The organism is Blautia sp. OM06-15AC, assembly GCF_003481425.1.
GTDB classification, from domain to species: domain Bacteria; phylum Bacillota; class Clostridia; order Lachnospirales; family Lachnospiraceae; genus Fusicatenibacter; species Fusicatenibacter saccharivorans.
In genome coordinates this window covers 1-19645 of record NZ_QULD01000012.1, presented here as the reverse complement: position 1 = coordinate 19645, position 19645 = coordinate 1, and the positions used below count along the sequence as shown (strand labels likewise).

At 34.4% G+C, this 19645-nt stretch carries 26 protein-coding genes; 24 read left to right on the top strand and 2 right to left on the bottom strand.

The window, feature by feature from the left end:
* Window positions 1-13: 13 nt before the first annotated feature.
* Window positions 14-1054, bottom strand: a complete 1041-nt coding sequence (locus DXB83_RS13590; RefSeq protein ID WP_117738824.1) for a sensor histidine kinase — start codon at window positions 1052-1054, stop codon at window positions 14-16.
* 1 nt (window position 1055) lies between these two features.
* Window positions 1056-1730 carry a response regulator transcription factor gene (locus DXB83_RS13585; RefSeq protein ID WP_117738823.1) on the bottom strand — a complete coding sequence of 225 codons (675 nt, stop codon included), beginning with the start codon at window positions 1728-1730 and terminating at the stop codon, window positions 1056-1058.
* 205 nt (window positions 1731-1935) lie between these two features.
* Between DXB83_RS13585 and DXB83_RS13580 the strand changes: the two genes are divergently transcribed.
* The 24 genes from DXB83_RS13580 to DXB83_RS17295 all read left to right on the top strand — a co-directional run bounded on the left by DXB83_RS13580 (window position 1936) and on the right by DXB83_RS17295 (window position 19255).
* Window positions 1936-2778, top strand: a complete 843-nt coding sequence (locus tag DXB83_RS13580; protein ID WP_117738822.1) for a zinc dependent phospholipase C family protein — start codon at window positions 1936-1938, stop codon at window positions 2776-2778.
* A gap of 66 nt (window positions 2779-2844) precedes the next feature.
* Window positions 2845-2979 (top strand): hypothetical protein, encoded by a 135-nt coding sequence (locus DXB83_RS17045; RefSeq protein ID WP_264466054.1) that lies wholly within the window; start codon window positions 2845-2847, stop codon window positions 2977-2979.
* 311 nt (window positions 2980-3290) lie between these two features.
* On the top strand, window positions 3291-3953 hold the full coding sequence (locus DXB83_RS13575) for an ABC transporter ATP-binding protein (RefSeq protein WP_117982747.1): 663 nt from the start codon (window positions 3291-3293) through the stop codon (window positions 3951-3953).
* A complete protein-coding gene (locus DXB83_RS13570) occupies window positions 3950-6541 on the top strand; it encodes an ABC transporter permease (RefSeq protein WP_118697759.1) in 2592 nt (863 codons plus the stop codon). The genes DXB83_RS13575 and DXB83_RS13570 overlap by 4 nt, the downstream gene beginning before the upstream one ends.
* A 64-nt stretch (window positions 6542-6605) precedes the next feature.
* On the top strand, window positions 6606-6740 hold the full coding sequence (locus tag DXB83_RS17040; protein ID WP_264466055.1) for a hypothetical protein: 135 nt from the start codon (window positions 6606-6608) through the stop codon (window positions 6738-6740).
* A 14-nt stretch (window positions 6741-6754) separates the two neighbouring features.
* Window positions 6755-6892, top strand: coding sequence for a hypothetical protein (locus DXB83_RS16565; RefSeq protein ID WP_158581118.1), 138 nt, complete (start codon window positions 6755-6757; stop codon window positions 6890-6892).
* Window positions 6893-6908: 16 nt separating this feature from the next.
* Window positions 6909-7046, top strand: coding sequence for a hypothetical protein (locus DXB83_RS16560; RefSeq protein WP_158581117.1), 138 nt, complete (start codon window positions 6909-6911; stop codon window positions 7044-7046).
* 175 nt (window positions 7047-7221) lie between these two features.
* Window positions 7222-8256: a radical SAM protein gene (locus tag DXB83_RS13565; RefSeq protein ID WP_117738819.1), complete on the top strand. Its 1035-nt coding sequence runs from the start codon at window positions 7222-7224 to the stop codon at window positions 8254-8256.
* Entirely contained in the window at window positions 8249-9292 is a 1044-nt protein-coding gene (locus tag DXB83_RS13560) for a S8 family serine peptidase (protein WP_158581116.1), read from the top strand. The genes DXB83_RS13565 and DXB83_RS13560 overlap by 8 nt, the downstream gene beginning before the upstream one ends.
* On the top strand, window positions 9249-10190 hold the full coding sequence (locus tag DXB83_RS13555) for an ABC transporter transmembrane domain-containing protein (RefSeq protein ID WP_117738817.1): 942 nt from the start codon (window positions 9249-9251) through the stop codon (window positions 10188-10190). The genes DXB83_RS13560 and DXB83_RS13555 overlap by 44 nt, the downstream gene beginning before the upstream one ends.
* A gap of 5 nt (window positions 10191-10195) precedes the next feature.
* Window positions 10196-10822, top strand: coding sequence for an ABC transporter ATP-binding protein (locus DXB83_RS13550; protein ID WP_147330228.1), 627 nt, complete (start codon window positions 10196-10198; stop codon window positions 10820-10822).
* A gap of 15 nt (window positions 10823-10837) precedes the next feature.
* Window positions 10838-12043 carry a radical SAM/SPASM domain-containing protein gene (locus DXB83_RS13545; RefSeq protein WP_117689867.1) on the top strand — a complete coding sequence of 402 codons (1206 nt, stop codon included), beginning with the start codon at window positions 10838-10840 and terminating at the stop codon, window positions 12041-12043.
* Between the two features lie 2 nt (window positions 12044-12045).
* Window positions 12046-12750 (top strand): hypothetical protein, encoded by a 705-nt coding sequence (locus DXB83_RS13540; RefSeq protein WP_117738816.1) that lies wholly within the window; start codon window positions 12046-12048, stop codon window positions 12748-12750.
* Between the two features lie 85 nt (window positions 12751-12835).
* A complete protein-coding gene (locus DXB83_RS13535) occupies window positions 12836-13504 on the top strand; it encodes an ABC transporter ATP-binding protein (protein ID WP_117689869.1) in 669 nt (222 codons plus the stop codon).
* 14 nt (window positions 13505-13518) lie between these two features.
* Window positions 13519-16095 (top strand): ABC transporter permease, encoded by a 2577-nt coding sequence (locus DXB83_RS13530; RefSeq protein ID WP_158581115.1) that lies wholly within the window; start codon window positions 13519-13521, stop codon window positions 16093-16095.
* A gap of 201 nt (window positions 16096-16296) precedes the next feature.
* Complete coding sequence (locus DXB83_RS16555; RefSeq protein ID WP_158555576.1) at window positions 16297-16434, top strand: hypothetical protein; 138 nt, start codon at window positions 16297-16299, stop codon at window positions 16432-16434.
* 12 nt (window positions 16435-16446) lie between these two features.
* The gene (locus DXB83_RS16550) at window positions 16447-16584 is read left to right on the top strand and encodes a hypothetical protein (RefSeq protein WP_158555575.1); all 138 of its coding nucleotides are present in this window, start codon (window positions 16447-16449) and stop codon (window positions 16582-16584) included.
* 12 nt (window positions 16585-16596) lie between these two features.
* Window positions 16597-16734, top strand: coding sequence for a hypothetical protein (locus DXB83_RS16545; protein ID WP_158555574.1), 138 nt, complete (start codon window positions 16597-16599; stop codon window positions 16732-16734).
* Between the two features lie 8 nt (window positions 16735-16742).
* Window positions 16743-16880, top strand: a complete 138-nt coding sequence (locus tag DXB83_RS16540; RefSeq protein ID WP_158555573.1) for a hypothetical protein — start codon at window positions 16743-16745, stop codon at window positions 16878-16880.
* A 94-nt stretch (window positions 16881-16974) separates the two neighbouring features.
* Entirely contained in the window at window positions 16975-17631 is a 657-nt protein-coding gene (locus DXB83_RS13525) for a hypothetical protein (protein ID WP_117689874.1), read from the top strand.
* Window positions 17632-17645: 14 nt separating this feature from the next.
* A complete protein-coding gene (locus DXB83_RS13520) occupies window positions 17646-18014 on the top strand; it encodes a hypothetical protein (protein WP_147330971.1) in 369 nt (122 codons plus the stop codon).
* A 96-nt stretch (window positions 18015-18110) separates the two neighbouring features.
* Window positions 18111-18440 carry a winged helix-turn-helix domain-containing protein gene (locus DXB83_RS13515; RefSeq protein ID WP_117689876.1) on the top strand — a complete coding sequence of 110 codons (330 nt, stop codon included), beginning with the start codon at window positions 18111-18113 and terminating at the stop codon, window positions 18438-18440.
* Between the two features lie 59 nt (window positions 18441-18499).
* Window positions 18500-18997 carry a hypothetical protein gene (locus DXB83_RS13510; protein WP_117689877.1) on the top strand — a complete coding sequence of 166 codons (498 nt, stop codon included), beginning with the start codon at window positions 18500-18502 and terminating at the stop codon, window positions 18995-18997.
* Between the two features lie 93 nt (window positions 18998-19090).
* Window positions 19091-19255, top strand: a complete 165-nt coding sequence (locus tag DXB83_RS17295; protein WP_117689878.1) for a helix-turn-helix domain-containing protein — start codon at window positions 19091-19093, stop codon at window positions 19253-19255.
* Window positions 19256-19645: the final 390 nt, after the last annotated feature.

Genomic DNA, 19645 nt, shown 5'->3' with positions numbered 1-19645 from the left:
GCGGCATTTTTCTTTATTTAGGAGAGTCTGAGTTGATAAGCCAAACTTCAAAGGTACTGCCTACATGAAGAGTAGAAAGCACATGGATAAAACCATATTGTCGGCTGATAATGTCTTGTGCCAGATGCAGCCCAACACCAACTCCCGGAAAGTTTTTGACAGAAGGAGAACGGTAGAAGCGTTGGAAAAGTTTTGGGATTTCCGATTCTTTGATGCCGATACCGGAATCAGTGATTGCTATTTTGGTATAGTTTTCCAGGGTAAAAAGTTCTATGGAAATATGTCCGTTTTCATTCGTGTATTTTACAGCATTATCCAGGATATTATACAGCGCTTCGGAAGTCCATTTGGGATCATGATACGCCTTAAAGTCTTCTGAATAATTAAAAGTTATTTGAATGTTCTTCTGATCAGCCGCTAAGACGATATTTTCCAGAGCCATGAGAATGGTGTCACCAATCGTTTGATAACTTGGGGATAGTTTTATCACACCTGTTTCCAAACGGGATATTTTTACAAGGGAAGAGATTAAAAATTCCAGCTTGTTCAAATGTGCGGTATTTGTGTGAAATAAAGTCTTTAGTTCCTGCGGTTTTGTAATGGCTTTTTCCATAGCGGACTCTGTCAGGCACAGCGTAGTCATGGGGGTTTTTAACTGATGAGAAATATCAGAAATTAGCTGCTGGAGCTGTACCTTTTCGGCATTTACAGAGTTTTTTGTGTTTTCCAATATACTGTACAATCTTCCTAAATGATGATTGATCTGTGATAGTAAAGTTTCGTCATACTTTTCATCAGGGGAAAAATAGGTTCCTTCAATCATACTGTCCAATGTTTTATGAAGTTCACGAGTAAACAAGGTGAGCTTGTGGAAAATCGTACAAAAGAGAATAAATACACAGATAAGCAGAAGGAAAGTGAAAACGGTAAAAAGTAAAAATACTTTAGGATCTGATGTAAGTGTACGCAATATGATACAGGTTCCTGAAAATATCAATAGAAATAGCAGGGAAACTATAATATATATTTTTTTTAAAGAAAATGTTTTTTTCATATCAGTCACCTATCCACATATATCCAGTTCCATAGATTGTTTTTATATAACGATGCCCGCTGGCTTCGATTTTCTTTCGGAGTCTGCTAATAGCAGTATTTAGGGAAGTATCACCTACAAAGTTTTCGGAGAAATCCCAGAGATGCTCAAGAAGCTGATCCCGCTTTAAAATATGCTTTTTATTCACAATAAAATATTGCAGAATACGGTACTCCAAAGGGGATAATTCCAGGGGAACTTTGTCCAGTGTCGCAGTCATTTGCGAGAAATTGATGCAGAGATTACCGTCTTCATATATGGTTTCCTTTTGTTTTTCTGTGATATATTTTGTTAAAACAGCTATTTTCTTTTGTAAGACGACAGGTGAAAAAGGCTTTGTAATATAGTCATCAGCACCCAGGTCAAATCCTTTCACTATGTCATTTTCTAAATCATTTGCGGTTAAAAAGATAATACTGGCATTTGATTTTTCTTTCAACTCTGAATATAATTCAAATCCATTTCCGTCAGGAAGGTTAATATCCAAAATCAGAAGAATGTAATGATACTGTTTTAAATATTTAAAGGCTTCTTTTGCATTATATGCAGAGTCAACAGTATAGCCCGCTGTCCGCAAGTTATAAGCCAGGGTATTATTTAAGGAGAAATCATCTTCAATAATTAAGATACGGTGCATAGTTTCCCACTCCTTCTGTTCTAAATTTCTAAGTTTTTCTATACCATAAAGAGCGTTTACGGTTTTCAAGATGTATTATAATTGTAAAAAATGCAAAAGTAAATAATGATTTTTTCAGATAAAATATTTTTTTAAATGCACTAATTGTAATAATTTGGTAAGAATCTACGGATATACTGATAAGAAAAAATGGGAGGTACTAGATATGAAATGTAAAAAACTAGGGGTACTTTTGGCAATGGTTTTGGTAGGTGTTTCTGTATCGCCATCATGGACGGTATCGGCAGCGGAATCCCAGGATTTACCGCAACAGGTTCTTGATATTTCGAATGGTTCAGATGAAATTTACGGACCAGGCGCACCCATTGAGCATGTAGAAAATCCGGATGAGCGCTTTAGCAGCGGCGGGGTAGATCATACACACCAGTATATCGTATCGAATGCCTTGAAGATTTTAAATAACGATAAAGGTGCCAGTATATTAAACACAAAGGCTGCTGTGATATGCGAATATACAGATTGGCCGGACGTATTAGGAAATGAAACAGATTATGGCACGTTTGCAGGACATTTCTATGATCCAGATACCGGAAAAAACTGGATGGGACAGAAAAATCCTACAGCACGAACCAGAGCAGAAACCTATTATCAAAGTGCAGTTGCAGCATATAAAGATGGATATACAGATAAGGCTATGGAATACTTAGGAAAGGGAACACATTATGTATCAGATTTGAATGAGCCACATCATGCTTCCAATCTGACAGCAGTAAATAGTAATCACTCAGATTTTGAAAAGTATGTGGACAAACACCGTACAGAATATACCATAGCAGGGAATAGTTTTGGCACAAATGTTTATAGTAGTGCTGAGAATACAGCAGTAGGAGATATGCTTTATAGTGCTGCAAAAGATGCTAAAGCATTGGCTGGACTGGCACAGAATAAAGATACCTATAGCTCAGCCGGAAATCAGTCCGTTCAAAATGCAATAAAGACAGTAAGCAAGTATATTTACAAATTTGGTAAGGAAGTAGGTATTTACTAAATAAGATGATTTGTGGTGACGTCACACTTTAAAATCATAAAATATCAAGGAAAGGAGGACGGGACAATGAAAGAACTGGAAAAGAAAATGCAGAACGAAAACTTTGATGTAGAAGTACAGTATTGTGATCCAGATGATTGCTGGCATGATTGCCAAACAGCACCAAATTATTGCAATGCGCATATTATGGAGATCTGGTAGGACGGAGGAATGTTATATGGAAAAAATGGAGAAAAGAATTCAGGAAGAATTCAGGAAGAATTGTTTGATGTAGAAGTACAGTATTGTAATCCAGATGATTGCTATCTTGATTGCCAAGATGCAGCAAATCACTGCAATTATCATTTTACAACCATGTTTTAATTAACAGGAATTTAATTAGTGAATTATATAGAAGGAAACTTTTTACTAAGGTAGGGAGTCTCCTTCTTTTCTTTGAAAATTTTTTGCAATGTAATAATTGGGTAAGAACTAGATATTATGATGAAATAAAACAAGGAGAGGTGAGAAACATGGAATTGGTGAAAACATCAGATTTAAAAAAGTATTACCGTAATGGAGAGATTTGTGTAAAGGCATTAGATCATGTCAATCTTTCTGTTGAAGAAGGCGAGTTCATAGCTGTTGTTGGACCGTCAGGCTGCGGCAAGACAACATTATTAAATATGCTGGGCGGATTGGATAATCCGACAGAGGGAAGCGTTCTGATACATGGAAAAGATATAACAAAAATGAAATCGGAAGAACTGACGGTGTATCGAAGAAAGCATATCGGATTTGTATTTCAGAATTATAACCTGCTTCAAACACTTAATGTAAAAAGTAATATATTGTTACCGCTTTATCTGGGAAACAGTAAAATTGATGAAGTATATTTTGAAGAAATTGTAGAAATCCTGGGTATTAAAAATAAGCTGAAAAATTTACCAAACACCTTATCAGGTGGACAGCAGCAGAGGGTTGCCATTGCCAGGGCAATGATCACGAAGCCGGATATTGTCTTAGCAGACGAGCCGACAGGAAACCTGGATAGTGAATCAAGCGAAGAGGTTCTTAGGCTGCTTAGGGAGTCAGGGGAGCGTTACAATCAGACGATTATCATGATAACCCATAGTAAAGAAATTGCAGAAACGGCATCAAGGATTATAAGAATGAGAGATGGTAAAATCGTATGAGTAATGAAAAGAAAATAATCAAAGAAATGGTTCAGGGAAATTTGAAAGTACATAGGAAGAGAAATCTTCTTCTTGTATTGGCGATTACGTTAACTACCATTTTATTTACATCCGTATTGGAAATTGGATTTGGCGGTATGCAATCCATCCAGGAAACACAGTTAAGACTTTCAGGATTAAAAGCAGATGCAGAGCTTCGATATTTAAATAAAGAACAGTTTCAGAAAGTTCAAGACGCAGATTTATTTGAAAGTGTCGGAGGAAGGATTCCGATTGCATTTCTGGAAGGAGAAACAAAGAGGCCTATTGAAATAGACTATCTGGATAAAACAGGTATGGAAGCGTATTACCTTTCATTGGAAGAGGGGAAGATGCCGGAAGATGAGAAAGAAGTGCTATTATCGGAGCAAGCATTGGAAGAACTGGGGATAGAAAAAGAAATAGGAAGTCATGTTCCGGTATCTTTTACACTGAGAAATCAGGAATATAAGTTTGATATGCGATTGGCAGGTTGGTATACGGGTAATTCTAAGGTCGATTTTTTAATTGTATCAGAAGCATTTTTAGAACATAATCCTGAAGTGACAGAGAATACTTATGATGATGATAAAGAAGTATCAGGAACGTATTATGCAAGCGTTTGCATGAAGAACACAAAGGATATTGAGCAGAACCTTAAAGCGTATGTGAAAAGCCTTGGAGGACAAACAGAGGATTCTAATGGAAGAGAATATATTCACATAGCAGTGAACTATGTATTATATTCAGAAGATGGAAATACGGGAACTATTCTTTCACTATTCTTTTTCGCAGCTTTATTTGTTTTATGTGGATATTTGCTGATTTATAATATTTTTGATATAGGTGTTATGCAGGATATCCAGCAATTTGGAATAATGAAAACGATTGGAATGACAGGTAAACAGATTAAGCAATTAATGAGAAGACAGATGTTTCTTTTATCTCTTATAGGTATTCCAGTTGGTTTGCTTCTGGGATATGGACTAGGTGTACTTTTGTTACCAGTTATTCTGAAAAATTGGGAATATAGTGAGGAAGAAATTACCATTGTACAATCAGTGCATCCAGCTATTTTTATTTTAACAATTATCTTTGTATTGATTACAGTATTTTTAAGCATGAGAAGACCTTCCAAAAAAGCGGCAAAGTATTCTGCAATTGAAACAGCAAAATATACAGAGATAAAGAAAAAAACTGCAGAAAAGGATATTCGATCCATTAAGAACATAGCAAAGAGTAATTTGCAAAGAAACAAAAAGAGAACGATTTTAGTGTTTACTTCTCTTATATTAAGTATTATATTTGTCAACTCTTTGTGGATTATCTCTAATAGTTTTGATGAAGAAAAATATATTAATGCACAAATGCGGAGGGATTATTTAATTGCATCTAAAGATACTTTAAATCCGAGTGTTGGATATGTTAGATCTTCGGCAGCATTGAATGAAGAAGCTATAGAGCAAGTAGAGAAAAATTCTATAGTCCGAAATGCTACTAGACTATATAAAAATACAGTAGATAATTCTGACATAAGTTTTGAATGGGGCAGTGAAGGCGTTGAAATAAAAGAATATATGCCCAATGTAGAAGTTGATGGAGTAATTACGAATGAAGCAATAACAAACTATGGACAGGTAACATTATCAAAAGACGAAAAAGCATTATGTAATGTGTGCGGTGTTTCTGAAAATTTTGTTGATAAAATGGAGATTTTAGATGGGGAAAAAAATATTGTTACCATTAAAGAAAAATTAAAAAGTGGAGATTATATTTTAGTTGCCGTTTTCAAAACTACAAAAGGTACTTATAGCAGTGATAATTTAGAAAATTCACCGGATATTGGGGAAACAGTAACGATTTATAAGAACGGAAAACCATTAAAAAAAGTAGAAGTAATATCTCAAATTTTGGTAATAGATTCAGAGCAAATATCAGGTAGTAGTGTAACTGGTGATGATACTATTTTAGGTCCTTGGCTTTATTTAGGAGAAGGTTTATTTAAAGAATTGTATGGAAAAGGTAATTTAGTGAATTATTCTTTTGATGCAGATGAGAAAGATGCTCCTGCTGTGCGAAGAATGTTGAATCAGATTTCACAAGAATTTGCTGATGTAGGATTTGAAACTACAGAGCAAAGGCACTCCGAAATCGAAAACTACAAAACACTGATTAGAATTTTATGTGTCTTAATCGGAGGAATTTTAGGTGTAATTGGAATTGTAAATCTTGTGAATATTATTTTTACAAACCTAATTGTGCGAAACCGAGAATTAGCAACATTTAGAAGTATAGGTGCAACAAAGAAACAGTTGCGTGAACTGATTATAAGGGAGAGTGTAGGATATGTTTTTTATGCTGCAATTGGTGGATTTATACTTGCAACACTAATCGGTATGACAGCAGTCATGGGTATTTGTTCTTCTATTTGGCTTTTTACTTTCCAATTTACATTACTTCCGGCAGCCATCGTCATAGTGTTGTATTTAATAATAGCTGTTATTGCTTCTGAGGCAGGGATTTATTTTTGGGAAAAAGGAAGTATTACAGAACGCCTCAGAAATCTGTAGATAAGATGATTTACAGCATAAAAGTGCTGATAAACCAAAATATAAGCGAAAGGAGGCGGATAATATGTTAGAACTTGAAATGAGAATGCAGGAAGAACCTTTTGATGTAGAGGTTCAGTATTGCGATCCAGATGATTGTGCCCATGATTGTTTGACAGCACCTGGACATTGTAACACACATTTCACTTCAGTATTGTAAGGAGGTACGTAACCATGAAAGATTTAGAAAAGAGAGTTCAGGAAGTTGTATTTGATGTCGAAGTGCAGTATTGTGACCCAAGTGATTGTTATCACGATTGTTACGGTGAAGGCGTTAACAATTGCGATGCCTATATGACAACAATCTGGTAAGACGGAGGAATGCTATATGGAAAAAATGGAGAAAAAAATCCAGGAAGTTGTATTTGATGTTGAAGTGCAGTATTGTGATCCAAGTGATTGTTATCACGATTGCAAACATGAAGGTGTCAATAACTGTGATGCCTATATGACAACAATCTGGTAAAGAACGAAAAATTACAGAAAAAGATTCTTGTTTTAAAGGCAAGGATCTTTTTCTGGTTTAGGAGCAGATTTATTTTCCTACAGGGACACTTTTGTATTTATACATATTTTTCTAGCGTAATAATTTGGTAAGATTTTGTAAGTATACTAATTCTATAAGAAAGGGGGAAAGCCAAATGAATATTACATTTTGGGTAACTGAAAGATGCAATTTAGCTTGTAAATACTGCTATGTACATAAGCAGCCAAAAACAATGACATTGGAAACAGCAGAACAGACAATTAAATATTTTACTGATAAATTTGATGCAACTGTTGCTGCAGGAAAACGGATTAATGTGGCTTTACATGGTGGTGAGCCATTACTGAATTTTGACGTTATTCGGTATATTATAAAAACCTTAAAAGAACGGTATGATGGTCATATTATTTTTACAATGACAACAAATGGAACAGTGTTTGAGAAGGATATTTATGATTTTATAAAGGGTAAGGTACAGATTTCTGTAAGCATTGATGGAAATAGGAAAACAAATGATACAAACCGTATTTATCCAAATGGTGAGTCTTCCTTTGATAAAGTAGTGGAAACCTTAAAGTTTTTAAAAGAGCAAGGTGAATACATCCGGGTCAGAATGACTGTCAATAAGGAAACCCTTCCGGCTATGGCTGAAAATTATATTTATCTGGATCAGATGGATATGGGAGTAGTAACTTTTGCATTAGATGCCGGGGCTGCATGGAACCAGCAAGATATGCAGATATATTATGAAAACTACGAAAAAATCATGGAATACATGATAGAAAAAGATAAAAAAGCAGCACAGTATTTATTATTCAATATTAAAGAGGCAACCTTCAGAAGACGTACTGGCTGTGACGGTGGAACAAATACATTCCATATATCTGCGGATGGTGGAATTTACCCATGTGCATTAGCTGCGGATAAAGTGGATTATTGGCTGGGAGATGTTTGGAAAGGATTACAACCGGAAAAACTGGAGGCTCTCCATAAGATTAACGAAATTCCGGTGACAGGGTGTGGAGATTGTACATTTAAACAGAATTGCTCCAGCCAGGTATGTAAACTGATTAATAAAGCATATACCGGAGATTACTACACTGTTTCTGCTTTCCAGTGCAATGAAAGAGATATTGTTTATCGGATTTATAAAAAGTATAAATATATATTGGAGGGATTCCATGTATAGTCCTAAAGTGGCAGTTGTAGACTCCGGTGTAGATACACAAAATCAGGAAATTATGCAGCATGTAATTCAGGGATTCTCTTTTCAAAAAAGTGCAGAAGATAATGGAATTGTTGAAGAGGGAAATTTTGATGATGTTTTTGGTCATGGAACCAACTGCATTGATTGTATCTTACAATTTGCAGAGCAGACACAATTTTATCCTATAAAAATTGTAAATGAATTAGGAAAAACGACCAGTTCTTTACTGCTTGCCGCATTAAAAAAGTGCAGGGAACTACAGGTGGATCTCATCTGTTTGAGCCTTTCCGTAACACAAATTCTTGATCCTGCTATGGAAAAGGAATTGAGGGACATTTGTAATGACTTGGAAAAACAGGGAAAGATTATCTGTACTTCGGAATGTAATAATGCAAAGAATACCATACCGGCAATTTATAAAAGTGTGATTGGTGTGGGGAAATTATTACCAGATGCAAAGAAAAAAATTCTTGTAGACAGGGCGGCAAACGTTCAGGTTCTGGCGGATATTTCACCGATATTTGTTGCAGGAAAATCCGGACGATATAATTTTTTTAAGGGAACTTCAAAGGGAAATGCTTATGTGGCAGGTATTCTGGCCAGAGCTATGCAAACAGCACCGAATATAAAAAGCGTACAGGAGGCATTAAACATACTGGAAAAGACAGATGATCCTTTAGAAGAAATTGATTTAGAGTGTGTAGGAAAGCTCCAGACTGATGAAGTGGGACAGATGATTTTGGAAAAAATACACAGGAGATTGTTAGAGTTTGGCTGCACATCTTCCCTTGGCGAAATCAGCAGGTATCCATTTCTTTCCCAAATTACAGGAGTGAATTTCTTTAATTTTTATGATTTTATCAGCGGGATATATGGGGAATTGAAAATTACGAAACCGGATTATCATGCCATAAAAGTAGGTGATGCTTGTACCCTGTATAATCTGGTTGAACATTTAAGAAGGAATATGTGTTATGAAGAAAAAGAATGTTGTTTTGGAGCAGATACGAAAGTATAAATGGGGTTATCTGTTTGGAATTATATTGGTAGCTATGGACGCCATAGTGACTTATATTTATCCTCAGTTAATTACCAATATTCTGGATAAGGCAGTTCCGGCAAAAGATCCAGGAGCGGTTATTACCAATGTTGCATATATGGCTATATGCCAGCTTGTATCTATTACAGTAGCATTGGCATTGAGTTATCTGTTTTGCAAAATGTCAAATGGTTTTATTGTTAAAATCAAGTTATTGTTGATACAAGCAATGTTTCAGGTTGATGGGAAGGAAATAGAGAAGAAATCAAATCTGTTTATGACCAGCATGAATGCAGATGTTAATAATATAGAGATGCTCTCTTCCCGTATGCTTTCTGATTTGCTGATACAAATTGTGACTGTGATTATTACAGCGGTAATCCTGATACAGATTAATCCGGTTATCTTTTGGTTTATGCTTTTGATTTATCCGATTCTTATTGCTATTCAGATTTTCTTCAACAAAAAAATCATGAGCCAGTCCAGAAAAGTAATGGGAAAAATGGATGTTGGAAATGGTCTGATTAAGGAGTTTGTAAGCAACCTTTATGAGTATCTGGCGTTAAATGGAAGAAATTACTATATAGACAAATTTTGCAGGAACGAAACTTCTTTGCGAAATGAAATCCTAAAGCAAAATATGTTAATGGCCTATAACCGTTCAGTACCGCAGCTCATTAGTACCACTACTTTTTTGATTGTACTGGCAATCAGTGGTGTTATGGTGATTAAGGGACAGGTACAGTTTGGAGAGCTGACAGTGATTATTATGTACACACAAAGAATGTTTAATCCGCTGTCCTCAATCATGCTTGTAATTGGACAGTTCCAAAAGGCAAAAGTATCAATGGACCGAATTAATGAGATTGTGGGGTGAAGCAAATGGATATATCAAAAATTGAAATAAAAGATGTAAATTTCAGTTATAAAGATGTAAAAGTATATAGAAAAAATTTGAATATGTATCTTGAGAAGGGCTCTATTTATCTGATTAAAGGGAAAAATGGTTCAGGAAAAAGTACACTGGCTGGTATCTTGTTAAAAATCTGGAATGACTTTTCAGGAACTATATTGTTAGATGGGAAAAGCATTACTAATCTTTCCAGGGAAATACTTACAGAAACAATAGGAATTTGTTTTCAAAAGCCGCCGATTTTTCGTGACACTATAAGAAATAATATTGCTCTTAATGATTCTATTCCGGTAGAAAAATATATTTCTTTATTATCATTTTATAAAGATTTGGAAGAAATGGGGCGTACATTAGAGTCGGAGCTTATTGATACTGGAAGCGTTTCAGGTGGGCAGGCACAGAAAATTGGTATTATCCGGACAGTATGTAGAGAACGTTCTGTATATATTTTTGATGAACCTACATCAAACCTGGATAGTGTTTCTAAAAAAGAATTTTATGATATTATAGAACACTTGAAACAGAATAGCATTGTTATTTTATTTTCGCATGAAGCGGATGCAGAAAAAAATGCAGACTTTATCATTGAGTTGTAAAGGAGGGAACCAGATATGTATATGAGAAGTCCAAATGCAAAAGTTTTAGTACGTGAAGAAAGAGTTGTTTTGTGTAACACCAGAAACGGAGGATTTGTAAAAACCTCAGAGGCTTATTTTCAGTATCTTGAAAAATATCTGGAAGAGAACAATGGGGATTTTACCATTGAGGAAGAAGATACTGTGGTAAAGAAAAATGCCTATAAGTTATTTCAGAAACTGTGCCGGATTCATTTTTATATTTCGCAAGAACAGATGAAAAATGAGATAACCTATCCGTATCAGATCGTATATCTTTCTTTGACCAATAGGTGTAATCTAAGATGTAAACATTGTGTGGCGTCTGCTTGTATAGAAGAAGTAGATCACATGAATACGGAAGACTGGAAAAAGGTGATTGTTCAGGTGTTGGTTTTAAATCCAGAACAGATTAACCTGACAGGTGGGGAACCGTTAATCCGTCCTGATTTCTGCGAGATACTGGAATATTTAAGGGCAAATTATAAAGGTGCAATTACCTTGTCTACAAATGCGTTACTGCTGAATGACCGGCTTATGGAAATCATTAAAAAGAATGTTGATGGTGTTTCCGTCAGTCTTGATGGTTTTGATTCCTATAGCTGCACAAAAGTGCGAGGAGAAGGGATTTATGACCGGGTGATTGCTGGGATCAAAAAATTAAAAGAAGCTGGAATGGAAAAAGTATCTGTTTCCATGCTGGAAACAAAATATACCTATGGACATGATCAGGATTTTTATAAATTATGTGAAGAGTTAGATGTAAAACCATTGATCCGAAGATTTGCTCCTTCAGGAAGAGGAGAAGAGAACCAAAGAGAATTGCTTCCACCAATGGAATACATAGAAAAATTGGAAAAGCAGCATTTAAGATGTGCATTATGTCAGCCTGGTAAAAAGGAGTTAAATATCAGTGAAAACGGAGATGTATATCCTTGTGCTCCACTTAGCAATTTGGAAAATCTTTTTATGGGAAATCTGCTGGAAACACCAATTACAGAAATTATTGAGAACCCGGCATGGAAAGAGGAATTGGAAAAGTTAAGACCTTGGAGAATGGAAAAATGTAAGGATTGTGATGTGAATCTGTTCTGTCATTCTTGTATCAATTTTACTCTGGGAATGCAGAGCGACGAGGAAATCTTCCAGAAGTTTTGTGAAAAACAAAAAGGACATTTAGAAAAATTATTATGGGGGAATTAGTTATGAAGAATAGAAAAAGACTTTTAAAAACAGTAGGTTTATTAACAGCGGCTACAGTGATGACAGTATCTTTAAATGCAGAGAGTGTTCTTGCTTATTCAACAGGGGAAGAGGCTGCTATTGTGGCTTCTGAGGAAGATCCATACGAAAATGTTACGAAAATCAATTTGAAGGATATGTTTAATCAGAACCAGGAGGATTACTACGTTTATTTTTATATGGTTCAGTGCCCGTTTTGCAATCAGGTAAAAGATAAAATGCTGAATTTTGCGGCAGAAAATGATAATGTATATTTTGTAGATTATGCTTTAAGAGAAAATCGTCCTTTACAAAAATATAACTGGACAGCAACACGCTCCAAATATAACAAAAAGATAGGATATGTGGACAGTGATGGAAACAAGGTATTTTTACCGGGCGAATCGGAAGAAAAATACCAAAATATGAAGAATGATTACGGAAAGCGAATGCGTTTTAATTTTGTGACCATTACCCCAGACGATATTCCTGCTTTTCCTGGGTCACAGGTAGGAGATATTTATACAGATATTCAGACACCGGAAATTGACTATGCTTCTATTACAAATTATGAAGATATGCTGATTGCAGGTGTTCCAGCATTATATCGAATTACGAATGGAAAAATTACAGAATTTTATTTTGACTCTGTAGAAATAGAGGAGTTTTTCAATAGCATAGGAAGGTGAGATTATGGATATAAAGGAAATCTTAAACCCTATATGGTTATGGATTTATAAAAACTAAAAATTCTAGGATGGAGGAAGTAATAGCATGACTATACTTGAAACAAAGGAATTGAAAAAATATTATGATTCCGGTGAATATATTACAAAAGCTTTAGATGGGGTTTCTTTAGAGATAGAAGAAGGTGAATTTGTTGCTATTGTTGGCGCTTCAGGGAGTGGAAAATCTACATTATTAAATATGATTGGTGGATTAGACATACCAACTTCTGGGAGTGTTTTAGTAAAAGGCAAAAAAATAGGACAATTAAATGAAGAAGAACTAACGGTTTTTCGCAGAAGGAACATTGGCTTTGTTTTTCAAAATTATAATTTAATTCCAACATTAAATGTTTATGAAAATATTGTCTTTCCAGTGGAATTAGACGGAAATGATATAGATAAAGATTTTTTGAACAAAATTGTTACAATTTTGGGCATTGATAAAAAATTGGAGAATCTTCCTGGAAATCTATCAGGTGGGCAACAACAGAGGGTTGCAATTGCCAGAGCTTTGATTACAAAACCGGCTATCATCTTGGCTGACGAACCGACAGGAAATCTTGACACACAATCAAGTCTTGAAGTAATGGGCTTATTGAAACAAACAAGTCAGCGATTTTGTCAGACTATTGTTATGATTACGCATAATATGAATTTGGCTCAAATGGCGGATAGAATTATTAGAATTCAGGACGGGAAAATTATAGACGCATAATGGGAGGGAATGCGGTGTATTTGACTAGAAATAAAAAGTGTATCTTTAATCTTGCAAAAAAGAATTTTGGAAAAAGTAAAACACGAAATATAATTACTATTTTGGCAATTATACTAACCACTATGCTATTTACTTCTATGTTAACAATCTGTACGGGAACATATCAATCAATACAGACTACTATGCAGATGCAAAAGGGAAGTAAAGCAGACGGAGATATAAGATATTTAACAAAAAATGAGTTTGAGCAGTTGCAGGAAAATAGCAACATAAAAGTTAGTGGTTGTCGAAGACCGATAGGATTTGCAAGTAATACAAAGAATCATAATGTTGAAATTGATTATATGGATCAAATAGAGCAAGAATTAACTTTTAATAGGCCAACGCATGGGAAAGCACCGAAAAAGGCTAATGAAATTGCTACTACAGATAAAGCATTAGAAAGTTTAGGAGTAACACCCAAAGTAGGAGAAAAGGTCAGGATAGAATTTGATTTAAGAGAAGAGCATTATGTTTATGAAATGACAGTTTCCGGATGGTGGGAAGCTAGAAATTCACAAGTTAGTGTATTGCTAGTGTCAGAGGAGTTTATGAATAAAAATGAATCTTTGTTTCCCTATACATACGATGAGGACATGGAATATGCTGGAACGTATTTCTCAGAGGTGATTTTTGAATCTAAAAAGAACGTGGAGCAACAAATAAATAAGATCATTGAAGGTTTTAACGAGCAAAAAGGAAAAGATGTTGTATCTGGTGCAGTGAATTCAATTACAAATCCACAATTGGATTTTTCTGTGATTGGCGCAGTGATTATCTTTATAGTTTTATTTATTTTGGCAGGCTACTTGCTTATTAATAATATTTATTCTATTTCAGCTATGCAGGATATAAAAAATTATGGACTACTTAAAACTATTGGTACGACACAATCTCAGATTGCATTACTTGTTAAAATCCAGACATTGTGGTTACTTGTGCTAGGAATACCAGTTGGTTTAGTTACAGGGTATTTTATCGGTAAATCTATTTTACCGTTTACAGTGAATACTATTGCAAGTGAATATTTAAAAACAGAAATAGTAATAGCACCAAATCCGTTGATTTTTGTTGTGGCAACGATATTTACGATTGCAACGGTTAAAATAAGTATTGGTAAACCATTACGTACTATATCTAAAATTTCCCCATTGGTAGCTATAAAGGAAACGGGAATAAGAAAAAATAAGAAAAAGAAAAAAACGCATAAATTTAGCATAATTAAAATGGCAAATGATAATTTTAGAAGAAACAAAAAAAGAAGTATTTTTATTGTTATATCTATTGCATTATGTTGTGTGTTTTTTAATTCAGTTTTTATTCTGGCAAATAGTATTAGTATAGAAAAAGGGGTTGGATTACAAAGTGCTGCGGATATTGAAATCGGAAGTGGTAATCTATTTAATAATTTAAAAGGTTATACACGACATAGTGATGGTTTAGAACCCCAAGTAATAGATAGCATTAAGGCAAACTTTAAAATTAATGCGGAAGGGATTATATATAAAAATACATTAGATGATTTAAACGTTACATTTGATTATAATGCACCAATACAAGATGAAATTATATCTGAAAATGGAGTGAAGATGGTAGCTACAGAAAATGGGCGTGTAATACTGGGAAATAATAATTTTCCAATTTGTAATGTCTATGGAATAGATGAAAATGTTTACCAGAGAATGAATTTAGTAGACTCTATTGCAGGTATAGAGCAGAATAGTATTTTTCATAAAATGGAGCAAGAGAATTTCTTGATAGAAGCATTGCCAGTTTCACGTACTTCAAAAGATACGAGAGAATTTCAATGCAATTTAGGTGATAAAATAAAGGCTTTTGTTGATGGTGAGGAAAAACTTTATACGGTTATTGCACATGCGTATGTTAGCCCGACAGAATATGAGGCTCCTAATATGACGACAGGTATAAATATTGTTGGAGGAGATGCACCGATGTTCTACCTTTCCTCAAAATCATTTGTAGATTTATATCAAAATCCAACAATCATGAATTATACATTCAATGTCGATGAAAAAAATATGAAACAAATTTCATCGGAGATTGAAGTATTCGTTGAAAATTTTGAAGGAAAAGTTGGATTTAATTCTGCTGAGTTGATAAAACAGGATATGGAAAGTATGAAAAATACAATTTATGCAGTGGGAATTGTTGTTAGTTGTATTATTGGAATTTCAGGTCTTATCAATTTTTTGAATTTAACAATTGCAAATATTTTGAGTCGGAGAAGAGAATTTGCCATAATGGAAAGTGTGGGAATGAGCAAAAAACAGATTAAAGTTTTGATAACAGGAGAAAGTCTGCTATATTCTGTTTATGCAGCTCTTTTAGGCTTAGTGTGTTCGTTAGTATCGGGATTTTTATTGATTGGTCCGATTTGTAAAGATACATGGTTTATGCATTTTGATATGGTAATATGGCCAGCTATTCTTATAGGTGGAAATATTGTTATACTAACAATATTTTTACCTAAATTATTATATAAGGTATTTAGCAAAGGCAGTATTGTAGAAAAACTTAGAATTGAGGGATAGGATATTTAAGTTTATTAAATATAAAATTACTTGGAAAGGAGGCGAAAGAGTATGAGGATTTTAGAGCAAGTAATACAGGAAGAAACATTCGACATCGAAGTGCAGTATTGCGATCCAGACGAGTGCCTACATGATTGTATACACTCAGGAACTAATAACTGCGATGCAATTATTACCGGTTGGAGGTAGAAGGAGGCCATTATGAAGGAAATGGAAAAAGTAGTACAGGAAGAAACATTTGAAATCGAAGTACAGTATTGTGATCCTGATGATTGTCTGCACGATTGTATACACTCAGGAACTAATAACTGTGATGCAATTATTACCGGTTGGAGGTAGAAGGAGGCCATTATGAAGGAAATGGAAAAAGTAGTACAGGAAGAAACATTTGAAATCGAAGTACAGTATTGTGATCCTAATGATTGTCTGCATGATTGCATACACTCAGGGGTCAATAACTGTGATGCAATTATTACCGGTTGGAGATAAAGGAGAGTCATTATGAAGGAATTAGAAAAAATGGTACAGGAAGAAACATTTGAAATTGAAGTACAGTATTGTGATCCTGATGATTGTCTGCATGATTGCATACACTCAGGGGTCAATAACTGTGATGCGATTATTACCGGTTGGAGATAGGAGTTATTATGGAGAAATTAAAAAGAACAGTACAGGAAGAAATATTTGAAATTGAAGTACAGTACTGTGATCCTGATGACTGTTTACACGATTGTATGGAGAGTGGATACAATAACTGTACAGCAGTAGTAACTAGCTGGTGGTAAAACTTGCAAATACAGACAAAGGCAGTTTAGAAAAAGGCACTAGGTAAGAATTTTCTGTTATCTAGTGCCTTTTTAATACAAAGGGAGAGAAACTATGTATCCATTTCTAGTTGAAAATATGGCAGATGAGGAAGCCCATATACAAAATTTAAACATTGAGGTAAATTCCAAAGAAGTTTGCTATTTTATGTGTGGGGAAAATTTTGGACGGATACTTTTTGAAATCTTTTGCGGATATAAAAAACCAAAAACAGGAGAGATATTTGTATGTAATAAAGACTGGCTTGATTTGGACGAAAATAGTCGTTCTCTTTTAAACAGGCGCTTGTTTGGAATAGCGGCAGAAGAGTTTCCGCTGATTGAATTTATGACGGTTGAAGAAAACATTTCTATGCCAAGTCTGTTAGATGGAGATAAATCCAATATAGAGGAATTGGTTAAGGCTTTTGACATAGGCCACTTATTACAAAAATATCCTTCGGATCTTAATCATAGAGAAAAAATGAGATGTATCTGTGCGCGTGCCTTTTCTGGAGGCAGAAAGGTTGTTGTGATATTCGATTTATTCAAAAGAATGCAAGAGCAGAGTAAGGCAGATCTTGCAATACTTACTTATCATGCAGCAAAAAGTTTGGGGATAGCTGCTCTTTACATAAGTGAAGATTTAGACGAAAATTATGGCGCCTATGATCTTATATACAAATACCGACCTGAGAAAAAGGAATTTTCTATTATTGATTATCGCGCATGAATGGAACTGTAGAAATGGAATGTGATAGAGAATGTAGACTGCTGTTAAATGATTTGAATGGTATTCTTTCTGAACAATGTTTGGAACAAAGAGTTAGGTGCAGGTATTTGAATAATCCGGTGCAGGAGTTGGCAGAGTGTATCAATCAACTACTGGATATTTGTGAGAGGGCAGTAACAAGGACACTGGATATAGAAAATGATTATCGTACTATGCGGGCGGAACTGCAGAGCAATATCCGAAATCCGCTAAGCTGCATAAAAACAAGTTGTTTTCTGATCAATTCACTTGCAGAAAAGGAAAATATCCAGTCTGAAAAGCTCCGAGAGTATCTTCAAATTATGGAAAAGGCAGCGGAGGATATAGAGAGTGCATTAAAATAACTGATAATTGAAGAAGTGCTGGGCGGGGAGTTTTCGTCCAGTATTTCTTTCTGGAATGAGAAAAGTTGAATTTACAAATCAAGAGGAGGCATACACATGAAGTATGTTTTTCCAGAATATAAAGAGAATGTAGTGTTGGGCAACGGGAAATTACAGTTAAATCCAATGTCCTATCAGGTTATCTACGAAGGAAAGGAGATAGACCTGACACCCAGGGAATTTGAAGTTTTATATCTACTGGCTTTAAAGCCAAACTGGGTAATGCCAAAGACAAATATTTATCATTCTGTATGGGGTATTCATTATCATGATGATCAGATACCATACAGAACAGTAGAATATGTGATATGGAAGATAAGAAAAAAGATGGGACATGATATTATCGAAACGTTGGTCAATGTGGGGTATCGGTTGAAAAAGTTATAGTTTTTGGGAGATATAATTGAGATGAAATAGTATGTTATTATTAATGGAGGATTTATTACATGAACAGAAATAAGAAAAGTGCAAAACAGTATCACCAATCTGTAATTACTGCTTTAGAGAAAAAAGTAAATGACATGAAAGATTCCGCTTATTCAGGATTGTATAGTGAAATAGCATTTATCATTGGAATAGCAGTTATCATGATAGATACCTTTTTTCCACCAGAGGAAACGAAAGTTAATTGTGTATGGAAAATAATACTGATAGCTGTATCTATAGTCTGTATGCTTTATTTCGCCAAAAAAGTGAAAACAGTGAATGAAGTGGAAGAAGAGAAAAAGTTTTGGCCGAACTTTTTTATTCAATGGGCAACAAGTTTAGGATATATAAACATGCCTGTAGCTGTGATAGCTATTTTGGTAACCTTTGATAAGGGCAAAGCATGGACATTATTTATGATGGGGGTTGCTGTAATTCTGACAGGTTTAACTTTAATAGAAGCACTTGTAAAAACTTCTAAAATTTTAAAAAAAGAAAATGTTGGTAAGCGGAAATAAGATTGATTAAAAAAATTGAGGTAAAAGGTAGACGGTGTATTTGATATTATTTACATCTTTTTGTTGAAATTTGATAATCATTTTTGGTGATGAATATTACATCATTATTATTCCAATCTGCTGGAAAATACAGATAAAAGGATTATGGATATTTATCTTGAATTCGGATTTGAAAGCCAATGGACGTTTAACCAGGCGTTTCAGCAGAAGTATGGGAGGACACCTAGCAAATATCGAAAAATATGGTGGGATAATTGAATATTATGAGAGTTGCAGAGAATATATAGGGAAATATTATTTGCGGTTTGAAAGAATTTGGAGCGGATATGCGATTTAGCGCATATCCGCTTTTGACATTGTAGAAAAGATTTTTGTTTTGAACGGTTACGTTGGTAGACAGTAATATTTTTATATGGAAGATGTGAAAAAACAAAACTATTAATATTCTAACAAAAATTACATAGACAGTCGATTTTATTACATGAATAAAATTTCAAGAAATAAAAGGTGTATTATCTAAAATGTAAGGAACAGAAGAAAATAATTCAACCATTTCAATTTAGAATTAGTATCTGTACTGTACAAAATTGATTTATGAAAGACTAACTATTAAAAGTCAAGCCTTAAAATGATATTTTTTGAATAAAG